Here is a 17,631-nt window from a genome sequence, read left to right as displayed (position 1 = left end):
TGGTCCCCTCTTCGAGGGGCGATCGCGAAGAGCCGGGCGTCCGGCGGACGAGCGCGCCGCGGCGGCAGCGGACAACTGCCGCCGCCGCGGCGTGCCTTTCGTTTCGTGCGAGCGCTCGGCTCAGCTGCTCAGGCCCATGCCCTTGGCGAGCAGCGGCCACGAATCCTTCAGCGCCTCTTCCCAGTACGGCCAGTAGTGGGTGCCGACCGGGTTGAAGTTGTAGGTGGCCGGGATGCCCAGCGAATCGAGCTTGTTCTTCAGGTTGGCGGTGCATCCGTTGACGGCCGCCTCGATGATCACGCCGAGGCTCAGGTTGACCGCGCCCATCGGACCCGGCGCGCTGTCGAGGTAGTACTGCACGTCCTCGAGCACCGGGATACCGCTGCCGGTGGAGATGTAGAGCTTGGTGTCGCGCAGCTTCTCGGCGTTGATCACCGGGTCGTTCTCGGCCCACAGCGGGCTGTCGGCGGGACCGTACATGTTCTCGGTGTCACCGCCGCCCCAGGTTTCGACGGCCAGCTTCAGGAACTGCTGACCGACCGGATCGGCGATCTGCGCGCACCCGCTGTAGGCGGCGACGGACTTCCACAGGCCGGGCTTCGCCTGCGCCAGCTGCAGCACGGAGGTACCCGAGGTGGACAGACCGGCCAGCGAGTTCAGGCCGGTCGAGCCGAGTTCCTTGTCCAACAGCGGTGGCAGTTCCTCGGTGAAGAACGTCTTCCACTTGTTGACGCCGAGTCGCGGGTCGGGCTGCAGCCAGTCGGTGTAGTAGCTGCCGCGGCCGCCGATCGGCTGGATGACGTTGACCGGCTTGTCGGCCAGCCATTCCAGGGCGTGCGTGGCGGCCTTCCAGCTCGCCGTGCCGTAGCCGCCGTCGAGGCCGTTGAGCATGTACAGGTTCGGCGCGGGCACCGACTCGTCGGCCGGGCGCTGCACGTCGACGGTGATCTCGGAGCCCATCGCCGCCGAGTACACCTTCAGATGCCACGTCCGGCCGTCCTTCTCGACGGAGGTGATCGCCGAGGCCTCGGCCGGTTCGGCCGAGGTCGCCCCCGCGAACACCGACATGGACATCGCGGCGGTGAGCGCGGCGGCGGCGGTGCGCAGCACCCGCTTCCGTCTCCCCACCCCGGCTTGCGCCCGGATCACCGATTTCCGCGTCCGAGAACGCATGAATGCACCACCTGCCTAGCCTCGCCGCGCCCACGCGCGCGCTATTGGTCCTGTGACCGGCTACATACCCGATCGAGGACTAACTGTTACACGCGGGCGGGCCAGGACACGAACTGTCCCCGCATGCCGCCCGAAACGGGGGCCGGGCGCGCTACGCCGCCGTGTCCGGGATGCGGACGAGATCGCCGTTCGCGGCCGTTGCGGGCTCGAGGCAAGATCGAACGATGAGCACCACATCCGAACTGCGGTCCCCGGACGACTCGGACGCCCCGCGCGCAGCGGAACCGAGCACGCCGGAGCCGGCCGCACCGGGTGGCTCATCGCCGGAGCCGTCCTCGGCTGGTGGCGGCCGACCGACGGCCGAACTCGATATCGCGAGCTTCCGCGCACTCGCCCATTCCCGCCTCGAACGGTTCCCTCGGATCGAGGTCCCCGACGCACCCGGCATGCGGCGAGCGGCGGTCGTGCTGTGCGTCGTGCCCGCCGAGGCGGGAGAACTGTCGGTGCTCGTGATCAAGCGTGCCTACCGCGGCCGCAATGCCGGGCAGTGGGGGCTGCCGGGCGGGCGGATGGAAGCGGGCGAGACGGCCGAGCAGGCGGCATTGCGCGAGCTGCACGAAGAACTCGCCCTGCCCGCCGATCCGGGCGACATCCTCGGCGTGCTCGACGACTTCCCGGCCACGTCCGGCTTCGCGATCACTCCGGTGGTGGTGACCATGCCCGACACCGCGGGACTGCGCCCGGACCCCGGGGAGGTCCACTCGGTCCACTATGTGTCGCTGACGCGGCTCGGCGCCGCGGATGTGCCGCACTGGCTGCGCCACGCGGACTTCCCCGACGGGCCGGACCTGCTGCAGATGCGGCTCGGCCCGAAGATGACCATCCACGCGCCGACCGGCGCGATGCTGTGGCAGTTCCGTGAGGTCGTCCTGCTCGGTAGCGCGCCCGCCGAGGCGAGGGTCGCGCACTTCGCCCAACCCGACTGGACCCGCCGGTGAATCGGCGACAGGTCGCGCCGCGCCGGGGTTCGCCCGGATTGCTCGCGGCCGGACCCCGGACATAGCAGGATCGAAGCATCGCATCGGAATTCGGGATCGTCCCCGGCGGAAGGAATGGAGCGCCATGAGTGACGTTCTGGTCGTGATCGGCATCGGCGGCATGGGAATGGCCATCGCCCGGAGGCTGGGTCCCGGCCGCCCGGTGCTGCTGGCCGACTTCGACGACGCGGCGCTCCAGGACGTGGCCGAACGCCTGCGCGGCGACGGCTACGACGTCCACACCCAGCAGGTCGACGTCTCCGATCCCGCGGCGGTGACGGCGCTGGCCGCCCGCGCGGCCGAGCTCGGGGCGGTCACCGCGGTCGCGCACACCGCGGGCCTGTCGCCCACCCAGGCCTCGGCCGCCGCGATCCTCGGCGTGGACCTGGCCGGTGTGGCCTACGTGCTCGACGCATTCGGCGAGGTCGTGGCTCCCGGCGGCGCGGGTGTGGTGATCGCCAGCATGGCGGGCAGCCTGACGGCCGGGGCGCTGCCGGCCGAGATGGAGACAGCCCTCGCCCGTACCCCCTCCGGCGAACTGCTCGATCTGCCGTTCCTGCAGGAGAGCGCGATCCCGAACGCGGGCGCGGCCTACGCGTTCGCCAAGCGCGGCAACCAGCTTCGCGTGCAGTCCGCCAGCCTGGCCTGGGGCGCTCGCGGCGCTCGCGTCAACAGCATCAGCCCCGGCGTGATCTCCACCCCCATGGGCCGCGAGGAACTGGCGGGCGAGTCCGGCGCGGGCATGCGCGCGATGATCGCGGGCTCGGGCACCGGCCGGGTCGGCACCCCCGCCGACATCGCCGCGGCCGTCGCGTTCCTGCTCGGTCCCGAGTCGACCTTCATCACCGGGACCGACCTGCTCGTCGACGGCGGTGTGGTCGCGGCCGTCCGCAGCGGCGCGGTGCAACTCGGCGCGAGCTGAGCTGATGCCGGTGCCGGTGCCGGTGCCGGTGCCGGTGCTGGTGCCGGTGCCGAGAGGTGTGGTGTGCGGGCCCCACCGTGGAGGGTGGGGTCAGCACTACACCGGCTCGAATTGCGAGATTCGCCAGGAGTCCTCGACTTTGGTCAGGCTTACCCGCACACTGCTCGCCGTCGTCGCCGGGTCGGGCTTGTCGGCGCTGGTGGTGGTCTGGTTGATGAAGACCAGTACCACGGCGCGGTCCGGGGTGAGCTCGGCGACGGCGGCGCGCACGACGGCGGCATCGGTGGCGACCGATTTCTCCTTGGCTGCCGGTGCGACGATCTGCTGGGTGAACTGGCTGTAGTAGGCCAGGAATTCGCCGGTGAGATGCGTTCTGGCCGAGGCGAAGTCGGCGTCGATGGTCTCGGGGGCGTAGGACAGCAGCGCGACCGTTCCGGTGGTCGCGGCGTCGACGGCCGCCCGCGCGGCCGCCTCGTCGACGTGGCTGTCGGTGCGGTACTGCGTCGCCCACAGGGTGACCGCGAGAGCGGCCGAAGCGATCGCCAGGATCGACAGCAGGGTGATGCCGCGTTCGGCGCGCAGCAGGGCGAGTATCCGGCGTGAGACGCTCATGAGGCCGCGTGTGGTCGTCTTACCGAGAGCTGTCATGGCACGAACTCCACTTTCGACATCTTGATCGTGTCTCCCGCACGGGTCACCGTCACACTCAACCGCCAGACCCGCGGTTCCTCCTGCGCCCCGGCCGCATTGGTGACCTGTGAGGTGGCGGCGACGAGGACGACCGCCGAATCCTCGGCCATCGACTCGACGGCGGCGGAATTCACCGTGCCCGCCGTGGCGACCTGCGACTGCTGGATCACCGAGGTGAAATCCTGCGACCGGCTCTCGAAGTCGTCACGGAACGCTCCGGTCGAGTGTTCGAGCACCCGCTGCACATCCTGCTCGGCCCGACGGAAATCCAGCGAGGTCAGCGCGACCACGCCCTGGCGCGCCGCCTCGGCGAACTCCGTCTCGCGCTGATTCGCCTGCACTGTCTGCTGGTGATGGTGGACCAGCAGCCCACTCACCGTGCCGGACACCGCGATCACCGCGACCGCGACCGCGCTGACCAACGCCCGCGCGCTCGGCGCGCGCCGGGACCGCACCGACGAGGCGACGGTGCTCTCGTGCTCGGAGCGTTCGGCCGTGGAGTCGTCTTCCGCGGACCGTTCGTCTGCGTGGCCGACGCTCGCCGAGTTGCTCTGCACCGCGTCCGTCGGTACGGCGGTGCCGTGATCGGCAGCGCCGGTCCCGATGTCGCCGGTCCCGATGTCGCCGGATCCGATGTCGCCGGATCCGAGGTCGGCTGTCGTCGCGGACGCGCGATCGGCCGGGGGTGCCGAGTCCTCGGGTTCGGCCGCGTCTTCGGGCCCGACTCCCGTCGCCACCGGAACCGACGCGGGCGCGGGAGTCGGCACTGGTGCGGTGGCGGGCCCGCGGTCCGCGCCACTTGATGCGATCGTATCGGCACCGGGCCTCAGCGCTTCGGGCGCCTCCACGGCCGCGCCCGGACCCGCCGCCGTGGTCGCGCGCCTGCGTAACCGGGTAGCCCGGGCGCGTGCCAGGGCGGCTGCGGCGACCGCTTCCGCTGCGACGGCTTCGGCTTCGGCTTCCTCGGCCGCCAGCCGTAGCTCGTCGAGGATGGCCGGGGCGCCGCCGCAGGCCGGCGCGTCGTTCGGGCCGGGGGACGGGCCCCGGCCGTTCGGTGGCCGGGCGGCCGCTCGGTCGGCGGTGGGGTCGAGCGAACGGTCCGGGGGAGTGTCGACGCGACCTCCGTGATCAGTGGCTCCGGGGCTGCCGGGGCCTGCGCGGTTGTCGCTGTCGGTGAGCTGGGTCATCGCCGGATCCTCGGTGTGGGAACGGATCACGGGTCGATCCGCGATCGTTCGACGGCTCTGAGGCATGCCCACGGTCTCGAACCCTTCTGCCATATGGGAGGGGTTCGGATTATCCATAGACGAGAATCACGTTATCACAGCACGTGCGGGCTGGAGTGCCTGTTTGTTGTGGTAGACGGCGGAATTCGGTGGCTCTGGTCGCGCGAGCATCCGCTCGCTCGGGAGCGATACTTGACGCCTGCCGCCAAGTCGCGATTATGATATTCTCTCAAAAGGAGAATGCAAATATCGTCGACGGGCGGACATCGGGGTTTGCCAACCCCGTGCCGCGCGACCCGTGGCGAGGTTCGCGGAGAGGGTGCGGGATGAGCGTGTCACTGCTGCTCGACATGGCGGCGTCGAGCGACCCGGATCGGACGGCGGTCGTCTGCGACGATGTGCGCTGGACCACCGCCCGGCTCGCCGAACTCGCCGACGGCGGTGGCGCCCGGATCGCGGGCTCGGAATGCCGGAGCCTGGCCTATATCGGCACCGGCGGGCCGATGCTCCCCTTTCTGATCTTCGCCTCGGCTCGCGCCGGTGTGCCGTTCACGCCGTTGAACTACCGCCTCAGCGGCCCCGCGCTGCTCGAACTGCTCGCCCGGCTCGACTCGCCGCTGCTGGTGTGCGATACGGAATATCTCGACGTGGTCGGCGATTTCGGGGGCACCACGATGTCCTCGGACGATTTCGTCGGGCGGTCCGGCGAGGGCGGCGCCGCCGCGCCCCAGGGCGAGGACGAGGTCGCGGTGGTCCTGTTCACCTCCGGCACCACCTCTGCGCCCAAAGCCGTCGAACTGACCCACGCCAACCTGGTCAGCTACATCACCGGAACCGTCGAATTCGCCTCGGCCGCAGCAGGAGACGCCGCACTGATCAGCGTTCCGCCCTATCACATCGCGGGCGTCAGCGCGGTACTGTCCAACCTCTACGCGGGCCGGAAACTGGTCTATCTGCGCCAGTTCGATCCCGCCCGCTGGCTGAGCCTGGTCGCCGAGGAACGCATCACCAGTGCGACGGTGGTGCCGACCATGCTGGACCGGATCGTGAGCGAACTCGAACGCACCGGCGCGGATCTGGCGAGTCTGCGCACGCTCGCCTACGGCGGAGCCAAGGTCGCGCTCCCGCTGGTGCGCAAGGCACTCGAACTCATGCCCGAGGTCGGTTTCGTCAACGCCTACGGCCTGACCGAGACCAGTTCCACCATCGCCGTTCTCGGCCCCGACGACCACCGGGTGGCGCACGCGGCCACCGACCCTGACGTCGCGAGAAGACTGTCGTCGGTGGGCACACCGGTGCCGGGCATCGAACTGCAGATCCGCGACGAACTCGGCGCTGTACTGCCCGCGGGCCGGACAGGTGAACTGTTCGTGCGTGGTCCGCAGGTCTCCGGCCGCTACACCGGCATCGGCTCGGTCCTCGACGCCGAGGGCTGGTTCCCCACCCGCGACATCGCGAGCCTGGACGCCGACGGCTACCTGTTCATCGGCGGCCGCTCCGACGACACCATCATCCGCGGCGGCGAGAACATCGCACCCGCCGAAATCGAGGATGTGCTGGTCGAACACGACGCGGTGCGTGAAGTCGCGGTGGTCGGCCTCGAGGACGCCCAGTGGGGCCAGATCATCGTCGCGGTCGTGGTACCCGCCGGACCCGCCGACCCCGATCCCGAGCAGTTGCGCGGGTTCGTCCGCGCCCGCCTGCGTGGCTCACGCACCCCCGACCGCGTCGTCTTCCGCGACGAACTGCCCACCACTGCGACCGGGAAAGTCCTCCGGCGCAGCCTCGTCGCGGACATCGAGCAGGCCGACAGCCCGCCGGCCGGCCGCAGCCGCCGGTCCGAGGGCGCCGCGCAACCCACGGCCCGGTCGTCCTAGCGTGATCCGGTCGTTCACCCCGTCCCGCGCATCGCGCCGCCAGGCGAGACCGTCAGCTTCGGCCCGGTCACCGTCACCCGTCGAAAACCAGCCAGCACAACGATTTCCGTGAGTGGGGAAGCATGTCAACCGAAACCACGACACCCGCGTCCACGACGCCTCTGAATCTCCGGCGCCACCTGCTCATCGACGGTCGGTTGGTGAGTCGCGAGGTCACCTTCCCGACCCTGAACCCCGCCACCGGCGAGGTCCTCGGCCACGCCCCGGACGCGAGTGTGGCCGATGTGAACGCCGCCATCGCCGCGGCCCGCCGTGCCTTCGACGAGACCACCTGGGCCACCGACCGCGAGTTCCGCGTCCACTGTCTGGACCAGCTCCACCACGCCTTGACCGAACATCGGGAAGAGCTGCGCGAGCTGACGATCGCCGAAGTGGGAGCGACCCGTCTGCTCACCACCGCCCAGGTCGATTCACCCATCGAGATCGTGCGTTATTACGCCGATCTGCTGCGGACCTACCCGTTCGTGGAGGAACTCGGCGAGGCGGAGGTCCGGGGGTCCAAGCACCGGCGATGGGTGGAGAAGGAGGGCGCGGGCGTGGTCAGCGCCATCGTGGCCTACAACTACCCCAACCAGCTCGCTCTCGCCAAGCTCGCGCCCGCGCTGGCCGCGGGGTGCACAGTGGTGCTCAAGGGCGCGCCGGACACCCCGCTGGTCACGCTCGCGATCGGCGAGCTCATCGCCGAGCACACCGATATCCCGGCCGGGGTGGTCAACGTGCTGACGTCCTCGGACCCGGCCATCGGCGTGGTGATGACCACCCACGACGACGTCGACATGATCACTTTCACCGGATCGACGGCCACCGGCAAGCGCATCATGTCGGCCGCGAGCGAGACCGTGAAAAAGGTCTTCCTCGAGCTCGGCGGCAAATCGGCGATGATCGTGCTGGACGACCTCGACACCGCCGGCCTCGGCCTGCCCGCCATGTTCGCCGCGTTCAGCCAGTGCTCGCACGCGGGTCAGGGCTGCGCGCTCACCTCCCGGCTGCTGGTTCCCCGGCAACGTCACGACGAGCTGGTCGCCATGCTCGCCACGAACTTCTCCAACATCACCTACGGCGACCCGGCCCACCCGCACACCTATATGGGGCCGCTGATCAGCGAACGCCAGCGCGACAAGGTCGACGGCATGGTCCGCCGCGCGATCGCCGACGGCGCGACGCTGGTCACCGGCGGCGAACGCGTCGATCCGGGCTTCTTCTACACCCCGACGCTGCTGACGAATGTGGACCCCGACAGCGAGATCGCTCAGGAGGAGGTCTTCGGGCCGGTCCTGGTGGTGATCCCGTTCGACAGCGACGACGACGCGGTCCGCATCGCCAACAATTCGAAGTACGGTCTGGCGGGAGCGGTCTACAGCGCCGACGAGGCCAGAGCCGTCGCCGTCGCGCGCCGCATCCGCGCCGGAGCGTTCAGCATCAACGGCGGTCACTACTTCGGCCCGGAGACGCCGTTCGGCGGCTTCAAACAGTCGGGCATCGGCCGCGAGATGGGTGCGGCGGGGCTCGAGGAGTTCCTGGAAAGCAAGACCTTCGCGACGATCGTCGGCTGAGGCGCGGCGATGAAGCGGACACGGCGCGCATGGACGCCCGCGGCGGTGGATCGGGCGGCTCGGCCGTTCGAGCTCGTCGGCGGCCTGTTCGCCATGTCCGCCGACGCCGTGCGCTTCGCGTTCCGCAGACCGTTCCAGACCAGAGAGTTCTTCGAACAGTCCTGGTTCATCGTGCGGGTCTCGCTGGTACCGACCCTGCTGGTCGCCATCCCGTTCACGGTTCTGGTCAGCTTCACCTTGAACGTCCTGTTGCGCGAACTCGGCGCCGCCGATCTCAGCGGGGCGGGCGCGGCGTTCGGCGCGGTCACCCAGGTGGGGCCGATGGTGACCGTGCTGATCGTGGCCGGCTCCGGCGCGACCGCCATGTGCGCGGACCTCGGCTCGCGCACCATCCGGGAGGAGATCGACGCCATGCAGGTGCTCGGCATCGACCCGGTGCAACGGCTGGTCACCCCCCGCATGCTCGCCTCCGGCCTGGTGGCGTTCCTGCTCAACAATCTGGTCTGCGTGATCGGCATCCTCGGCGGCTATCTGTTCTCGGTCTACGTGCAGGAGGTGAATCCGGGGGCGTTCGCCGCGGGCATCACCCTGCTGACCGGGATGAACGAGGTGTTCATCTCCTCGGTCAAGGCGCTGCTGTTCGGTCTGGTCGCCGGTCTGGTGGCCTGCTATCGCGGGCTGATCGTCACCGGCGGCGCGAAGGCGGTGGGCAACGCGGTCAACGAGACCGTGGTCTACGCCTTCATGTCGCTGTTCGTGATCAATGTGGTCGTCACGGCCATCGGAATCCAGATGACGGTGCGCTGATGACAGATCAACCCGTGCACGCGGAACTGGCGACCTTCGCCACCCGGTACCCGCTGCTCGTGCGCAGGCTCCGCAAGCCGATCACCGTCGCCGGTGAGATCGGCGACCACGCCCTCTTCTACGTCAAAGCCCTCGCCGTCGCCCCGTTCGCGGCCTGGCACCATCGCCGCGAGACCGTCCGGCTGATCGCCGAGATCAGCATGGGCACAGGCGCTCTGGCGGTCTTCGGCGGCACGGTGGTGATCGTCGGATTCCTCACCCTGGCCACCGGTGGCACGCTCGCCGTGCAGGGCTACAGCTCGCTGGGCAATATCGGAATCGAAGCGCTCACCGGTTTTCTCGCCGCCTTCATCAATGTGCGCATCTCCGCTCCCGTGGTCGCCGGCATCGGCTTGGCGGCGACCTTCGGGGCGGGCACCACGGCCCAGTTGGGCGCGATGCGCATCAACGAGGAGATCGACGCCCTGGAATCGCTGGCGATCGAGCCCATCGCCTACCTGGTCGGTACCCGCCTGGTGGCGGGGATGATCGCCATCACCCCGCTCTACGCGCTGGCTGTGGTGGCCTCCTTCGTCGCCAGCCGCTTCACCACGGTCGTGCTGCTCGGGCAGTCCTCGGGCCTGTACAACCATTACTTCTCGACGTTCCTGAATCCGATCGACCTGCTGTGGTCGTTCGTGCAGGCGCTGGCGATGGCGCTGACGGTGCTGCTGATCCACACCTTCTTCGGCTTCTTCGCCGCGGGTGGCCCGGCCGGGGTCGGCATCGCGGTGGGCAATGCCGTGCGCACCTCGCTGATCGCCATCGTCTCGGTCACCCTGCTGGTCTCGTTGGCGGTCTACGGCGCCGACGGCAACTTCGATCTGTCCGGATAGAGGAGTGACCGCGGTGCACAACATGATCCGCCCGCTGGCCGGGACAGTCGCGATGGCGCTGTGCGCGCTGCTGGTGGCAGGCGCGGTGCAGAGCTTCCGCGGCGCCTTCGCCGACACCGTTGCGGTGCAGGTGCTCTCGCAGCGCGCGGGCCTGGTCATGAACCCCGACGCCGACGTGAAGATGCGCGGGGTCACCGTCGGCAAGGTCTCCGCGATCCGCGAACGTCCCGACGGCCTGGCCGCCCTCGAACTGGCCATCGACGCCGATGAACTCGCTCGCATTCCGGGCAATGTCTCGGTAGCGATCGCCTCGACCACCGTCTTCGGCGCGAAGTTCGTCCAGCTCCTGCCCCCCGAGCGACCCGACGGCCGACTGCGCGCCGGTCAGGTGCTCACCGCCGATCGTGTCACCGTCGAGATCAATACCGTCTTCGAGCAATTGACCGCCGTGCTCGCCGCGCTCGAGCCAGAGAAGCTGAACGCCACGCTGGGCTCGCTGGCCGCGGCCACCCGCGGCCGGGGCGCGCAGGTGGGGGAGATGCTCGGCGACCTCGAAACCTTCCTCGCCGAACTCGAACCGGCCCTGCCGGACCTGCGCACCGACATCAGCCTCGCCACCCCGGTCCTGAACACCTACGCCGACACCGCTCAACCTCTGCTCGACACCGCGGGCAACATCACCTCGGTCGGCGGCACACTCCTCGACGAACACCAGAACCTCGACGCCATGTTGCTCGGCCTGATCGGACTGTCCGACACCGGACATCGCGTCCTGGCCGCCAATGCCTCCGCCCTCGCGAGCACCCTCGACGTGCTGGTCCCGACCACCGCCCTCACCGCCGAATACCGCGAGGCGCTGTACTGCTCGCTGGACGGTTTCGCCGACCTCTCGCAGATGGCCCCGGTCGACGTCCCCGGCCTCGGCCTGTCGGCGAACTTCCTGTGGGGCATCGACCCCTACCGCTACCCGCAGAATCTGCCGAAACTGCAGGCCTCCGGCGGCTCCCAGTGCTCGGTCCTGCCGGTCGGCTACGAGCAGCGCCCGCCGTTCGTCGTCGCCGACGTCGGCGCCGACCCGTTCGCCCGCGGCAACCAGGGCATCGTCGTCAACCCCGACACGCTCCCGAACGCTCTGTTCGGCCCCTCGACCGGAGCGCCGCGATGAGCCCACGCAACGCGCCACTGCTGAAATTCGGCGCCTTCGCCGTCGTCATGGTGCTGCTCTCGGCCCTGCTGATCCTGGTGTTCGGCCAGTACCGCAGCGGCGGCGTCACCGGATACTCGGCGGTGTTCGCCGACGTCTCCGGGTTGAGTCGCGGCGACACCGTGCGCATCGCCGGTGTGCCGATCGGGACGGTCCGCGGCGTCGAGCTGCGTGCGGACCATTCCGTCCTGGTCGAATTCGACGCCGCCGACAGCGTCACCCTGACCACCGCCACCGAGGCCGCCGTGCGGTACCTCAACCTCGTCGGCGACCGGTACCTGGAACTCGCCGACTCGCCGGGGGGCTCCGAGCCGCTGGCGCCCGGCGCCCGCATCCCGGTCGAGAAGACCGCGGGCGCACTCGATCTCGACCTGCTCATCGGTGGTCTGAAACCCGTGATCCAGGGATTGAACGCCCACGAGGTGAACGCGCTGACCTGGTCGCTGCTCGAGATCGTGCAGGGCAGGGAGAACACCATCGACTCGCTCATGGCGGGCACCGCCTCGTTCACCAGCGCGCTCGCGGAGAAGAACGACGTCGTCGGACGCCTGCTCGACCATCTGCGCACCGTGATGGAAACTCTGAGCGCCGAGGGCGACCAGTTCACCGCCACTGTCGACCGCCTGCAACGTCTCGTCGGCGAACTGTCCGCGCAACGCGATCCGATCGGCGCGGCCGTCGAGGCCATCGACCGGGGCACCGCGAGCGTTGCCGATCTCCTCGCCGACGCCCGGCCGCCACTGGCAGGCACCGTCGACGAACTGGCCCGGCTCGCACCGCTTCTCGACGGTGACAAGCAAGTCCTCGACGACGCGCTCGGCCGCGCCCCGGAGAACTTCCGCAAGCTGGTCCGCACCGGCGCCTACGGCAATTTCATCCAGTACTACATCTGCGCCATCACCGTCCGGATCAACGACCCCAGCGGTCAGGTGCTCGTCCTGCCCGCCATCGAGCAGACGACGGGACGGTGCAGCCCATGAGCCTGACGCAGTACCGCGGCGCGCACCTGGCCCGCCACGGCGTGATCGGCGTGGTTCTGATGATCTGCGTGATCGCCATCGGCCTGCAATCACAGAAGTTCATCGCCTGGGGCACCACCGTGCGCTACACCGCTGTCTTCGCCGAAGCGGGCGGACTCGCCGTCGGCGACGAGGTCATCCTTTCCGGCGTCACCGTCGGCACCGTCGCCCGGCTGAGCCTGGACGACGGCGACGCGAAGGTCGACTTCACCGTCCGCGACCGCATCACCCTCGGCGGCGGCACCTCGGCCCACATCAAAACCGGCTCTCTGCTGGGCAAGCGAGTTCTCACCCTGGTCTCGGCAGGACCGGGGGTGCTGCGCCCCGGCGACGTCGTCCCGATCGAACGGACCTCCTCGCCGTACTCGCTGACCGATGCCGTGGGCGATCTGACCACCACTGTCGGCGAGACCGACACCGTCGCCCTGGACGCCTCTCTCGACACCCTGGCCACCACCCTGGACCGGATCGCCCCGCGACTCGGCCCCACCTTCGACGGCCTCACCGAACTGTCCCGCACGATCAACAGCCGCGACGAAACCCTGCGCGCCCTGCTGCGGGCCACCGCCGACGTCACCGGCATCCTCGCCGAACGCGGCGCGCAGGTGAACACGATGATCCTCGAGTCGAACGCGCTGCTGCAGACGCTGGTCGCCCGCCGGCAGGCGATCGTGGACCTGCTGGCCGGAACCGCCGCCGTGGCCGAGCAACTGCGCGGCCTGGTCGCCGACAACGAAGCCGATCTGGCGCCGACACTGGACCGGCTGAACTCCGTGGTCGCCATGCTGGAGAAGAATCGCGACAATATCGCCGCCGCCCTGCCCGGCCTGGCGAAAGTCGCCATGACCCAGGGCGAGGCGGTCTCCGGTGGCCCGTTCTACAACGCCTTCGTCGCCAACCTGATCCCCGGCGATCTCGTCCAGCCGTTCATCGACCAGGCCTTCGGCGCCCCGCAACTCACTCCGGAGCCACCGCGATGACCCGAGCGAAGATCCTCCGTATCGCGGGCGTGCTCGTCCTTGCCGCCGCACTGATCGCGGCGGGCACGACCGGATGGCGAGCCGCATTCGGCCCGAACACCATGCGCGCCGTGTTCAGCACCGCCACCGCCATCTATCCTGGCGACGACGTGCGGGTCTCCGGCGTGAAGGTCGGCGTCGTCACCGCCATCGAACCGCGCGGCACCGCCGTCGAGGTGACTCTCGAGGTCGACCGAGAGGTATCGATCCCCGCCGACGCGCAGGCCGTCATCGTCGCCCAGAGTCTGGTCGACTCCCGTTTCGTGCAACTGACTCCCGCTCATCGCGGCCAGGGCCCGATCCTGGCCGACGGCGCGACGATCCCGATCGAGCGCACCGCCGTGCCGGTCGAATGGGACGAGATCAAGACCCAGTTGACCAGGCTGTCGGACGAATTGGGTCCCGACGGTGACCTCTCCTCGAGCTCGCTCGGCCGGTTCATCGACAGCGCCGCCACCGCCATGAACGGCAACGGCGACAAGCTGCGCGACACCCTGCACCAGCTCAGCGGCGTCGGCCGCATCCTCGCCGACGGCAGCGGCGACATCGTGACCACCGTGGCCGGACTGCAGCAGTTCGTCACCGCTCTGCGGAACAGCAATGTGCAGATCGTCGAGTTCCAGGACCGCTTGGCCACCCTCACCAGTGTCATCGACGGCAGCCGCTCCGACCTCGACGCCGCCCTGCACCAACTCTCCCTCGCGGTGAGCGAAGTCCAGCGCTTCGTCGCCGACAACCGCGACCGCGCGAGCGAGCAGGTCGGCCGCTTGGCGAACGTCACCCAGAACCTCGTCGACAACCGCGACGACCTCGAACAGCTGCTGCACGTGTTCCCGACGAGCATGGCCAACTTCTACAACATCTACAACCCCGAATCCGGCACCGAAGCGGGGGTCTTCGTACTGAACAACTTCTCGAACCCGGTGCAGTTCATCTGCTCGGCCATCGAAGCCGTCGGCAAGCAGACCTCGGCGCAATCGGCCCAGACCTGCCGGGACTACCTCGGCCCGGTCCTGCCGCTGCTGAGCTTCAACTACCTGCCCTTCTCGATCAACCCCGTCCTCGGCCCCACCCCGCGCCCCGAGAAGGTGCTCTACACCGAGCCGCACCTGGTCCCTCAGGTGGTGGCCCCCGCCGAGCAGGCCCCGGCGCCTCCGCTCGACCTGGCCGACATCCTGTTCGGCGGAAGGCGTTGACCATGAAGCACTTCCCGCCCTCCCGGGTCGCCGTCGCGGCCTGCCTGCTGCTGACCGTCACCGGCTGCGGCACGCACGGGGTCAACTCGGTGCCGCTGCCGGGTGCGGAGGCCAACAGCTCGCAGGCGACGATCATCTCCGTCGAGATCGCGAATGTCGGCACCTTGACGCCGAATTCACCGGTCATGGTCGACGACGTGGTGGTCGGTAGCGTCCGCACCATCTCCCTGGACGGCTGGCACGCGGTGGTCGAGGCGGCGGTGCGCCCCGAGACCGTGATCCCGGCCGATGCCGTCGCCACCGTGGGCCAGACCAGCTTGCTCGGCTCCACCCATCTGGCATTGAACACCCCCGACGGCGAACAACCCACCGGCCGGCTGGAATCGGGCGCGCGCCTGCCGCTGAACCGCGCCTCCACCTACCCGTCCACCGAGCAGACCCTGGCCTCCCTGTCGGTCGTCGTCAACGGCGGCGGCCTGGGCCAGTTGGGCGACATCGTCGCCGAACTGAACAATGCCCTCGACGGCCGTGGAGACCAGGTCGTCGACCTGCTCGCCCGCCTGGACGGCTTCATGGCCGTCCTCGCCGACCAGCGCGCCGAGATCGTCGCCTCCATCGAGGCGCTGACCCGGCTGGGGGAGACCTTCGCCGGTCAGACCGACACCCTCACCCGCGCACTGGACATACTCCCGCCCACCCTGGACCTGCTGCTCGCCGAACGCCCCGCCCTCACCGACGCGCTCGAGCGCCTGCGGGTGTTCAGCGACACCGCCACCGGCGTGGTCACCGAGGTCAGCGCGGACCTCATCGCCGACCTGCGCAACCTCGAACCGACGCTGAAGGCCGTCGCCGATGTGGGCCCACTGCTCGACGCCGGCCTGGCCTACGCCACCGTCTACCCCTACGGCCAGCAGGTGATCGACCGCGCCGTGCGCGGCGACTACATCAACCTGCACGCCACCGTCGACCTCACCATCCCGCGCCTGCAACGCGAACTGCTGCAGGGCACCCCGTGGGCCGACCCCCACGCCGTGATCCAAGCCGCCATCGGCGATCCCGGCTACGCCCAGCAGACCTCGAACCCGCTCGGCGTGGGCCTCACCCCGCCGGGAACGGGAGGCCGCTGATGCTGCTCACCCGTTTCGTCCGCGCCCAGCTCGTCATCTTCGCCGTCCTGTCGGTGCTCGGCCTGACCGTCATGGGCACCGTCTACATGAAATTGCCGCAGCTGCTCGGCGTCGGCTCGATCACCGTCTACCTGGACCTGCCCGAGACCGGCGGCCTCTACCGCTTCGGCAATGTCACCTATCGCGGCGTGCAGGTCGGCAAGGTGACCGCCGTCGACCTCACCGACGACGGCGTGCGCGCCACCCTCACCCTCGACACCGACCACCCGATTCCTGCCGACCTGGAAGCCATGGTCCGCAGCGTCTCGGCGGTCGGCGAACAGTACGTCGAACTGCGCCCCCGCACCGATCAGGCGCCCTACCTGGACGAGGGCGCGGTGATCCCGTTGGCGCACACCGATGTCCCGCAGCCGGTGGGCCCCATGCTCGACAGCCTCAGCGCCATGGTCGGCACCGTCCCGACCGACCGCATGTATGACCTGCTCGGCGAACTGTCCACCGGCCTGGGCGCCTCGGGCCACGAACTCGATGCGCTGCTGGCCTCCGGCCGAACCCTCGCCGATGCGCTCGAGCGCTCCGGACCCGCCGCCCGTACCTTCGTCCAGGACGCCGTGCCCTTGCTCGACGCCCAAGCCCGCAGCCTCGACGCCGTGCAGGTGTGGACCCGCAGCCTCGCCGGCGTCACCGGTCAGCTCGTCACCGACGACCCGCAGTTGCGCGCCATCCTGCGCGAGGGCCCCGGCCTCGCGACCGAGGCGACCCGCCTGTTCGAATCCGTCGAACTGACGCTGCCGGTGTTGTTGGCCAACCTCACCAGCGTCGGTCAGCTCGCCGTCACCTACAACGCCGGTCTCGAACAACTGCTCGTCCTGCTCCCGCCCTCGATCTCGATGATCCAGACCGTGCAGCCGACCAAGAACGCCTCCGGTCTCGGCCTGGGCACCTTCCGCTTCGGCAACATGTCCGAGCCGGCCGCCTGCACCGTCGGCTTCCTCCCGCCGACCGAATGGCGTTCCCCGCACGAGACCGAGACCCTCGACACCCCCGACGGCCTCTACTGCAAACTCCCGCAGGACTCGGACATAGCAGTGCGTGGCGTCCGCAACACCCCCTGCGCGGGCCAGCCGGGCAAATACGCCCCGACCGCCGAACTCTGCCACGACGCGGAAGGATTCGTTCCGCTCGCCACCGAACAACCCCTGCTCGGCCCCTATCCTCGCGACCCCGGACTCGAGGACCAGGGCATCGCCCCCGACACCCGTCCGATCCCCGCGGAGAGCCCGCCCGGCGACGCCCCCGCCAGTGCCCCGGCGAGCAGCCCCGCGGACGCCCCGGCGATCGGCGCCGCGCGCTACGACCCGGCGACCGGCACCTACCTGGCCTCCGACGGCCGCGTCTACCAGCAGGGCGACCTCGCCACCGAACCGAACCGCCCCTGGACCGAGATGCTCCCGCACTGACCCTCCGCGAGCCGACAATCCGTAAGCCGACAATCCGTAAGCCGATAAAAGATACAGGACCCGACCATGACCGACGCCAAGATGCTCGTCTTCACCAACGCCGTCGAAGGGCGTGACGAGGAATTCAACACCTGGTACGACACCGACCACCTCGCCGACGTCCTCGCGATTCCCGGCATCGAATCGTGCACTCGCTACGAGATCCAGCCGGTCCCGGGTCGCGGCGAGCCCACCCACCGTTACCTCGCCGTCTACGAACTCAGCGCGGATCCCGATGTCGTCCTGCGTGGTTTCGGGGAACGTTCCGCGAGCGGGAAGCTGCCGCTGAGCCCGACCCTGGATCTCGCATCGATGTCCATGCAGGTGTGGCGAGCGCGCTGAACCGC

16 protein-coding genes are annotated in these 17,631 nt (G+C 69.5%); 13 read left to right on the top strand and 3 right to left on the bottom strand.

Annotated features, from left to right (window positions below):
- Nucleotides 1-120 precede the first annotated feature (120 nt).
- Nucleotides 121-1,173, bottom strand: a complete 1,053-nt coding sequence (locus IU449_RS06370; RefSeq protein WP_195000967.1) for an alpha/beta hydrolase — start codon at nucleotides 1,171-1,173, stop codon at nucleotides 121-123.
- Nucleotides 1,174-1,397: 224 nt separating this feature from the next.
- Here IU449_RS06370 and IU449_RS06365 point away from each other — a divergent pair, with 224 nt between their 5' ends.
- Together IU449_RS06365 and IU449_RS06360 are read left to right on the top strand one after the other, a co-directional pair.
- A complete protein-coding gene (locus IU449_RS06365) occupies nucleotides 1,398-2,171 on the top strand; it encodes a CoA pyrophosphatase (protein WP_324188109.1) in 774 nt (257 codons plus the stop codon).
- A 124-nt stretch (nucleotides 2,172-2,295) separates the two neighbouring features.
- Nucleotides 2,296-3,132, top strand: a complete 837-nt coding sequence (locus tag IU449_RS06360) for an SDR family oxidoreductase (protein WP_195000966.1) — start codon at nucleotides 2,296-2,298, stop codon at nucleotides 3,130-3,132.
- A gap of 96 nt (nucleotides 3,133-3,228) precedes the next feature.
- On the opposite strand, the gene IU449_RS06355 is transcribed toward IU449_RS06360, so the two are convergent.
- The gene (locus IU449_RS06355) at nucleotides 3,229-3,780 is read right to left on the bottom strand and encodes a twin-arginine translocation pathway signal (protein WP_228803743.1); all 552 of its coding nucleotides are present in this window, start codon (nucleotides 3,778-3,780) and stop codon (nucleotides 3,229-3,231) included.
- The gene (locus IU449_RS29810; protein ID WP_195000965.1) at nucleotides 3,777-5,009 is read right to left on the bottom strand and encodes a hypothetical protein; all 1,233 of its coding nucleotides are present in this window, start codon (nucleotides 5,007-5,009) and stop codon (nucleotides 3,777-3,779) included. The genes IU449_RS06355 and IU449_RS29810 overlap by 4 nt, the downstream gene beginning before the upstream one ends.
- 365 nt (nucleotides 5,010-5,374) lie before the next feature.
- Here IU449_RS29810 and IU449_RS06345 point away from each other — a divergent pair, with 365 nt between their 5' ends.
- The 11 genes from IU449_RS06345 to IU449_RS06295 all read left to right on the top strand — a co-directional run bounded on the left by IU449_RS06345 (nucleotide 5,375) and on the right by IU449_RS06295 (nucleotide 17,626).
- Nucleotides 5,375-6,925: a class I adenylate-forming enzyme family protein gene (locus IU449_RS06345; protein WP_195000964.1), complete on the top strand. Its 1,551-nt coding sequence runs from the start codon at nucleotides 5,375-5,377 to the stop codon at nucleotides 6,923-6,925.
- 122 nt (nucleotides 6,926-7,047) lie between these two features.
- Nucleotides 7,048-8,538, top strand: coding sequence for an aldehyde dehydrogenase family protein (locus IU449_RS06340; protein ID WP_195000963.1), 1,491 nt, complete (start codon nucleotides 7,048-7,050; stop codon nucleotides 8,536-8,538).
- 9 nt (nucleotides 8,539-8,547) lie between these two features.
- The gene (locus IU449_RS06335; protein ID WP_195000962.1) at nucleotides 8,548-9,345 is read left to right on the top strand and encodes an MlaE family ABC transporter permease; all 798 of its coding nucleotides are present in this window, start codon (nucleotides 8,548-8,550) and stop codon (nucleotides 9,343-9,345) included.
- Complete coding sequence (locus IU449_RS06330) at nucleotides 9,345-10,220, top strand: ABC transporter permease (RefSeq protein WP_195000961.1); 876 nt, start codon at nucleotides 9,345-9,347, stop codon at nucleotides 10,218-10,220. The genes IU449_RS06335 and IU449_RS06330 overlap by 1 nt, the downstream gene beginning before the upstream one ends.
- 22 nt (nucleotides 10,221-10,242) lie before the next feature.
- A complete protein-coding gene (locus IU449_RS06325) occupies nucleotides 10,243-11,385 on the top strand; it encodes an MCE family protein (RefSeq protein ID WP_195002357.1) in 1,143 nt (380 codons plus the stop codon).
- Nucleotides 11,382-12,404, top strand: a complete 1,023-nt coding sequence (locus tag IU449_RS06320; RefSeq protein WP_195000960.1) for an MCE family protein — start codon at nucleotides 11,382-11,384, stop codon at nucleotides 12,402-12,404. Before IU449_RS06325 ends, IU449_RS06320 begins: the two co-directional genes overlap by 4 nt.
- On the top strand, nucleotides 12,392-13,423 hold the full coding sequence (locus IU449_RS06315; RefSeq protein ID WP_416382106.1) for an MCE family protein: 1,032 nt from the start codon (nucleotides 12,392-12,394) through the stop codon (nucleotides 13,421-13,423). Before IU449_RS06320 ends, IU449_RS06315 begins: the two co-directional genes overlap by 13 nt.
- The gene (locus IU449_RS06310) at nucleotides 13,420-14,658 is read left to right on the top strand and encodes an MCE family protein (RefSeq protein ID WP_195000959.1); all 1,239 of its coding nucleotides are present in this window, start codon (nucleotides 13,420-13,422) and stop codon (nucleotides 14,656-14,658) included. Before IU449_RS06315 ends, IU449_RS06310 begins: the two co-directional genes overlap by 4 nt.
- A 2-nt stretch (nucleotides 14,659-14,660) precedes the next feature.
- A complete protein-coding gene (locus IU449_RS06305; RefSeq protein ID WP_195000958.1) occupies nucleotides 14,661-15,785 on the top strand; it encodes an MCE family protein in 1,125 nt (374 codons plus the stop codon).
- Nucleotides 15,785-17,245 carry an MlaD family protein gene (locus IU449_RS06300; RefSeq protein WP_324188108.1) on the top strand — a complete coding sequence of 487 codons (1,461 nt, stop codon included), beginning with the start codon at nucleotides 15,785-15,787 and terminating at the stop codon, nucleotides 17,243-17,245. The genes IU449_RS06305 and IU449_RS06300 overlap by 1 nt, the downstream gene beginning before the upstream one ends.
- Before the next feature lie 66 nt (nucleotides 17,246-17,311).
- Nucleotides 17,312-17,626, top strand: coding sequence for a DUF4286 family protein (locus IU449_RS06295; protein ID WP_195000957.1), 315 nt, complete (start codon nucleotides 17,312-17,314; stop codon nucleotides 17,624-17,626).
- Nucleotides 17,627-17,631: the final 5 nt, after the last annotated feature.

Source organism: Nocardia higoensis, from assembly GCF_015477835.1.
Classification (GTDB): domain Bacteria; phylum Actinomycetota; class Actinomycetes; order Mycobacteriales; family Mycobacteriaceae; genus Nocardia; species Nocardia higoensis_A.
This window is presented reverse-complemented; position numbering and strand designations above follow the sequence as displayed.

Excerpts from the sequence above, each read along its gene's own strand:
- IU449_RS06330 (WP_195000961.1), top strand. The coding sequence starts at position 9,345 with ATGACAGATCAACCCGTGCACGCGGAACTGGCGACCTTCGCCACCCGG.
- IU449_RS06325 (WP_195002357.1), top strand. The coding sequence starts at position 10,243 with ATGATCCGCCCGCTGGCCGGGACAGTCGCGATGGCGCTGTGCGCGCTG.
- IU449_RS06300 (WP_324188108.1), top strand. The coding sequence starts at position 15,785 with ATGCTGCTCACCCGTTTCGTCCGCGCCCAGCTCGTCATCTTCGCCGTC.
- IU449_RS06360 (WP_195000966.1), top strand. The coding sequence starts at position 2,296 with ATGAGTGACGTTCTGGTCGTGATCGGCATCGGCGGCATGGGAATGGCC.
- IU449_RS06365 (WP_324188109.1), top strand. The coding sequence starts at position 1,398 with ATGAGCACCACATCCGAACTGCGGTCCCCGGACGACTCGGACGCCCCG.
- IU449_RS06335 (WP_195000962.1), top strand. The coding sequence starts at position 8,548 with ATGAAGCGGACACGGCGCGCATGGACGCCCGCGGCGGTGGATCGGGCG.
- IU449_RS29810 (WP_195000965.1), bottom strand. The coding sequence starts at position 5,009 with ATGACCCAGCTCACCGACAGCGACAACCGCGCAGGCCCCGGCAGCCCC.
- IU449_RS06320 (WP_195000960.1), top strand. The coding sequence starts at position 11,382 with ATGAGCCCACGCAACGCGCCACTGCTGAAATTCGGCGCCTTCGCCGTC.
- IU449_RS06345 (WP_195000964.1), top strand. The coding sequence starts at position 5,375 with ATGAGCGTGTCACTGCTGCTCGACATGGCGGCGTCGAGCGACCCGGAT.
- IU449_RS06355 (WP_228803743.1), bottom strand. The coding sequence starts at position 3,780 with ATGACAGCTCTCGGTAAGACGACCACACGCGGCCTCATGAGCGTCTCA.
- IU449_RS06340 (WP_195000963.1), top strand. The coding sequence starts at position 7,048 with ATGTCAACCGAAACCACGACACCCGCGTCCACGACGCCTCTGAATCTC.
- IU449_RS06310 (WP_195000959.1), top strand. The coding sequence starts at position 13,420 with ATGACCCGAGCGAAGATCCTCCGTATCGCGGGCGTGCTCGTCCTTGCC.
- IU449_RS06305 (WP_195000958.1), top strand. The coding sequence starts at position 14,661 with ATGAAGCACTTCCCGCCCTCCCGGGTCGCCGTCGCGGCCTGCCTGCTG.
- IU449_RS06370 (WP_195000967.1), bottom strand. The coding sequence starts at position 1,173 with ATGCGTTCTCGGACGCGGAAATCGGTGATCCGGGCGCAAGCCGGGGTG.
- IU449_RS06295 (WP_195000957.1), top strand. The coding sequence starts at position 17,312 with ATGACCGACGCCAAGATGCTCGTCTTCACCAACGCCGTCGAAGGGCGT.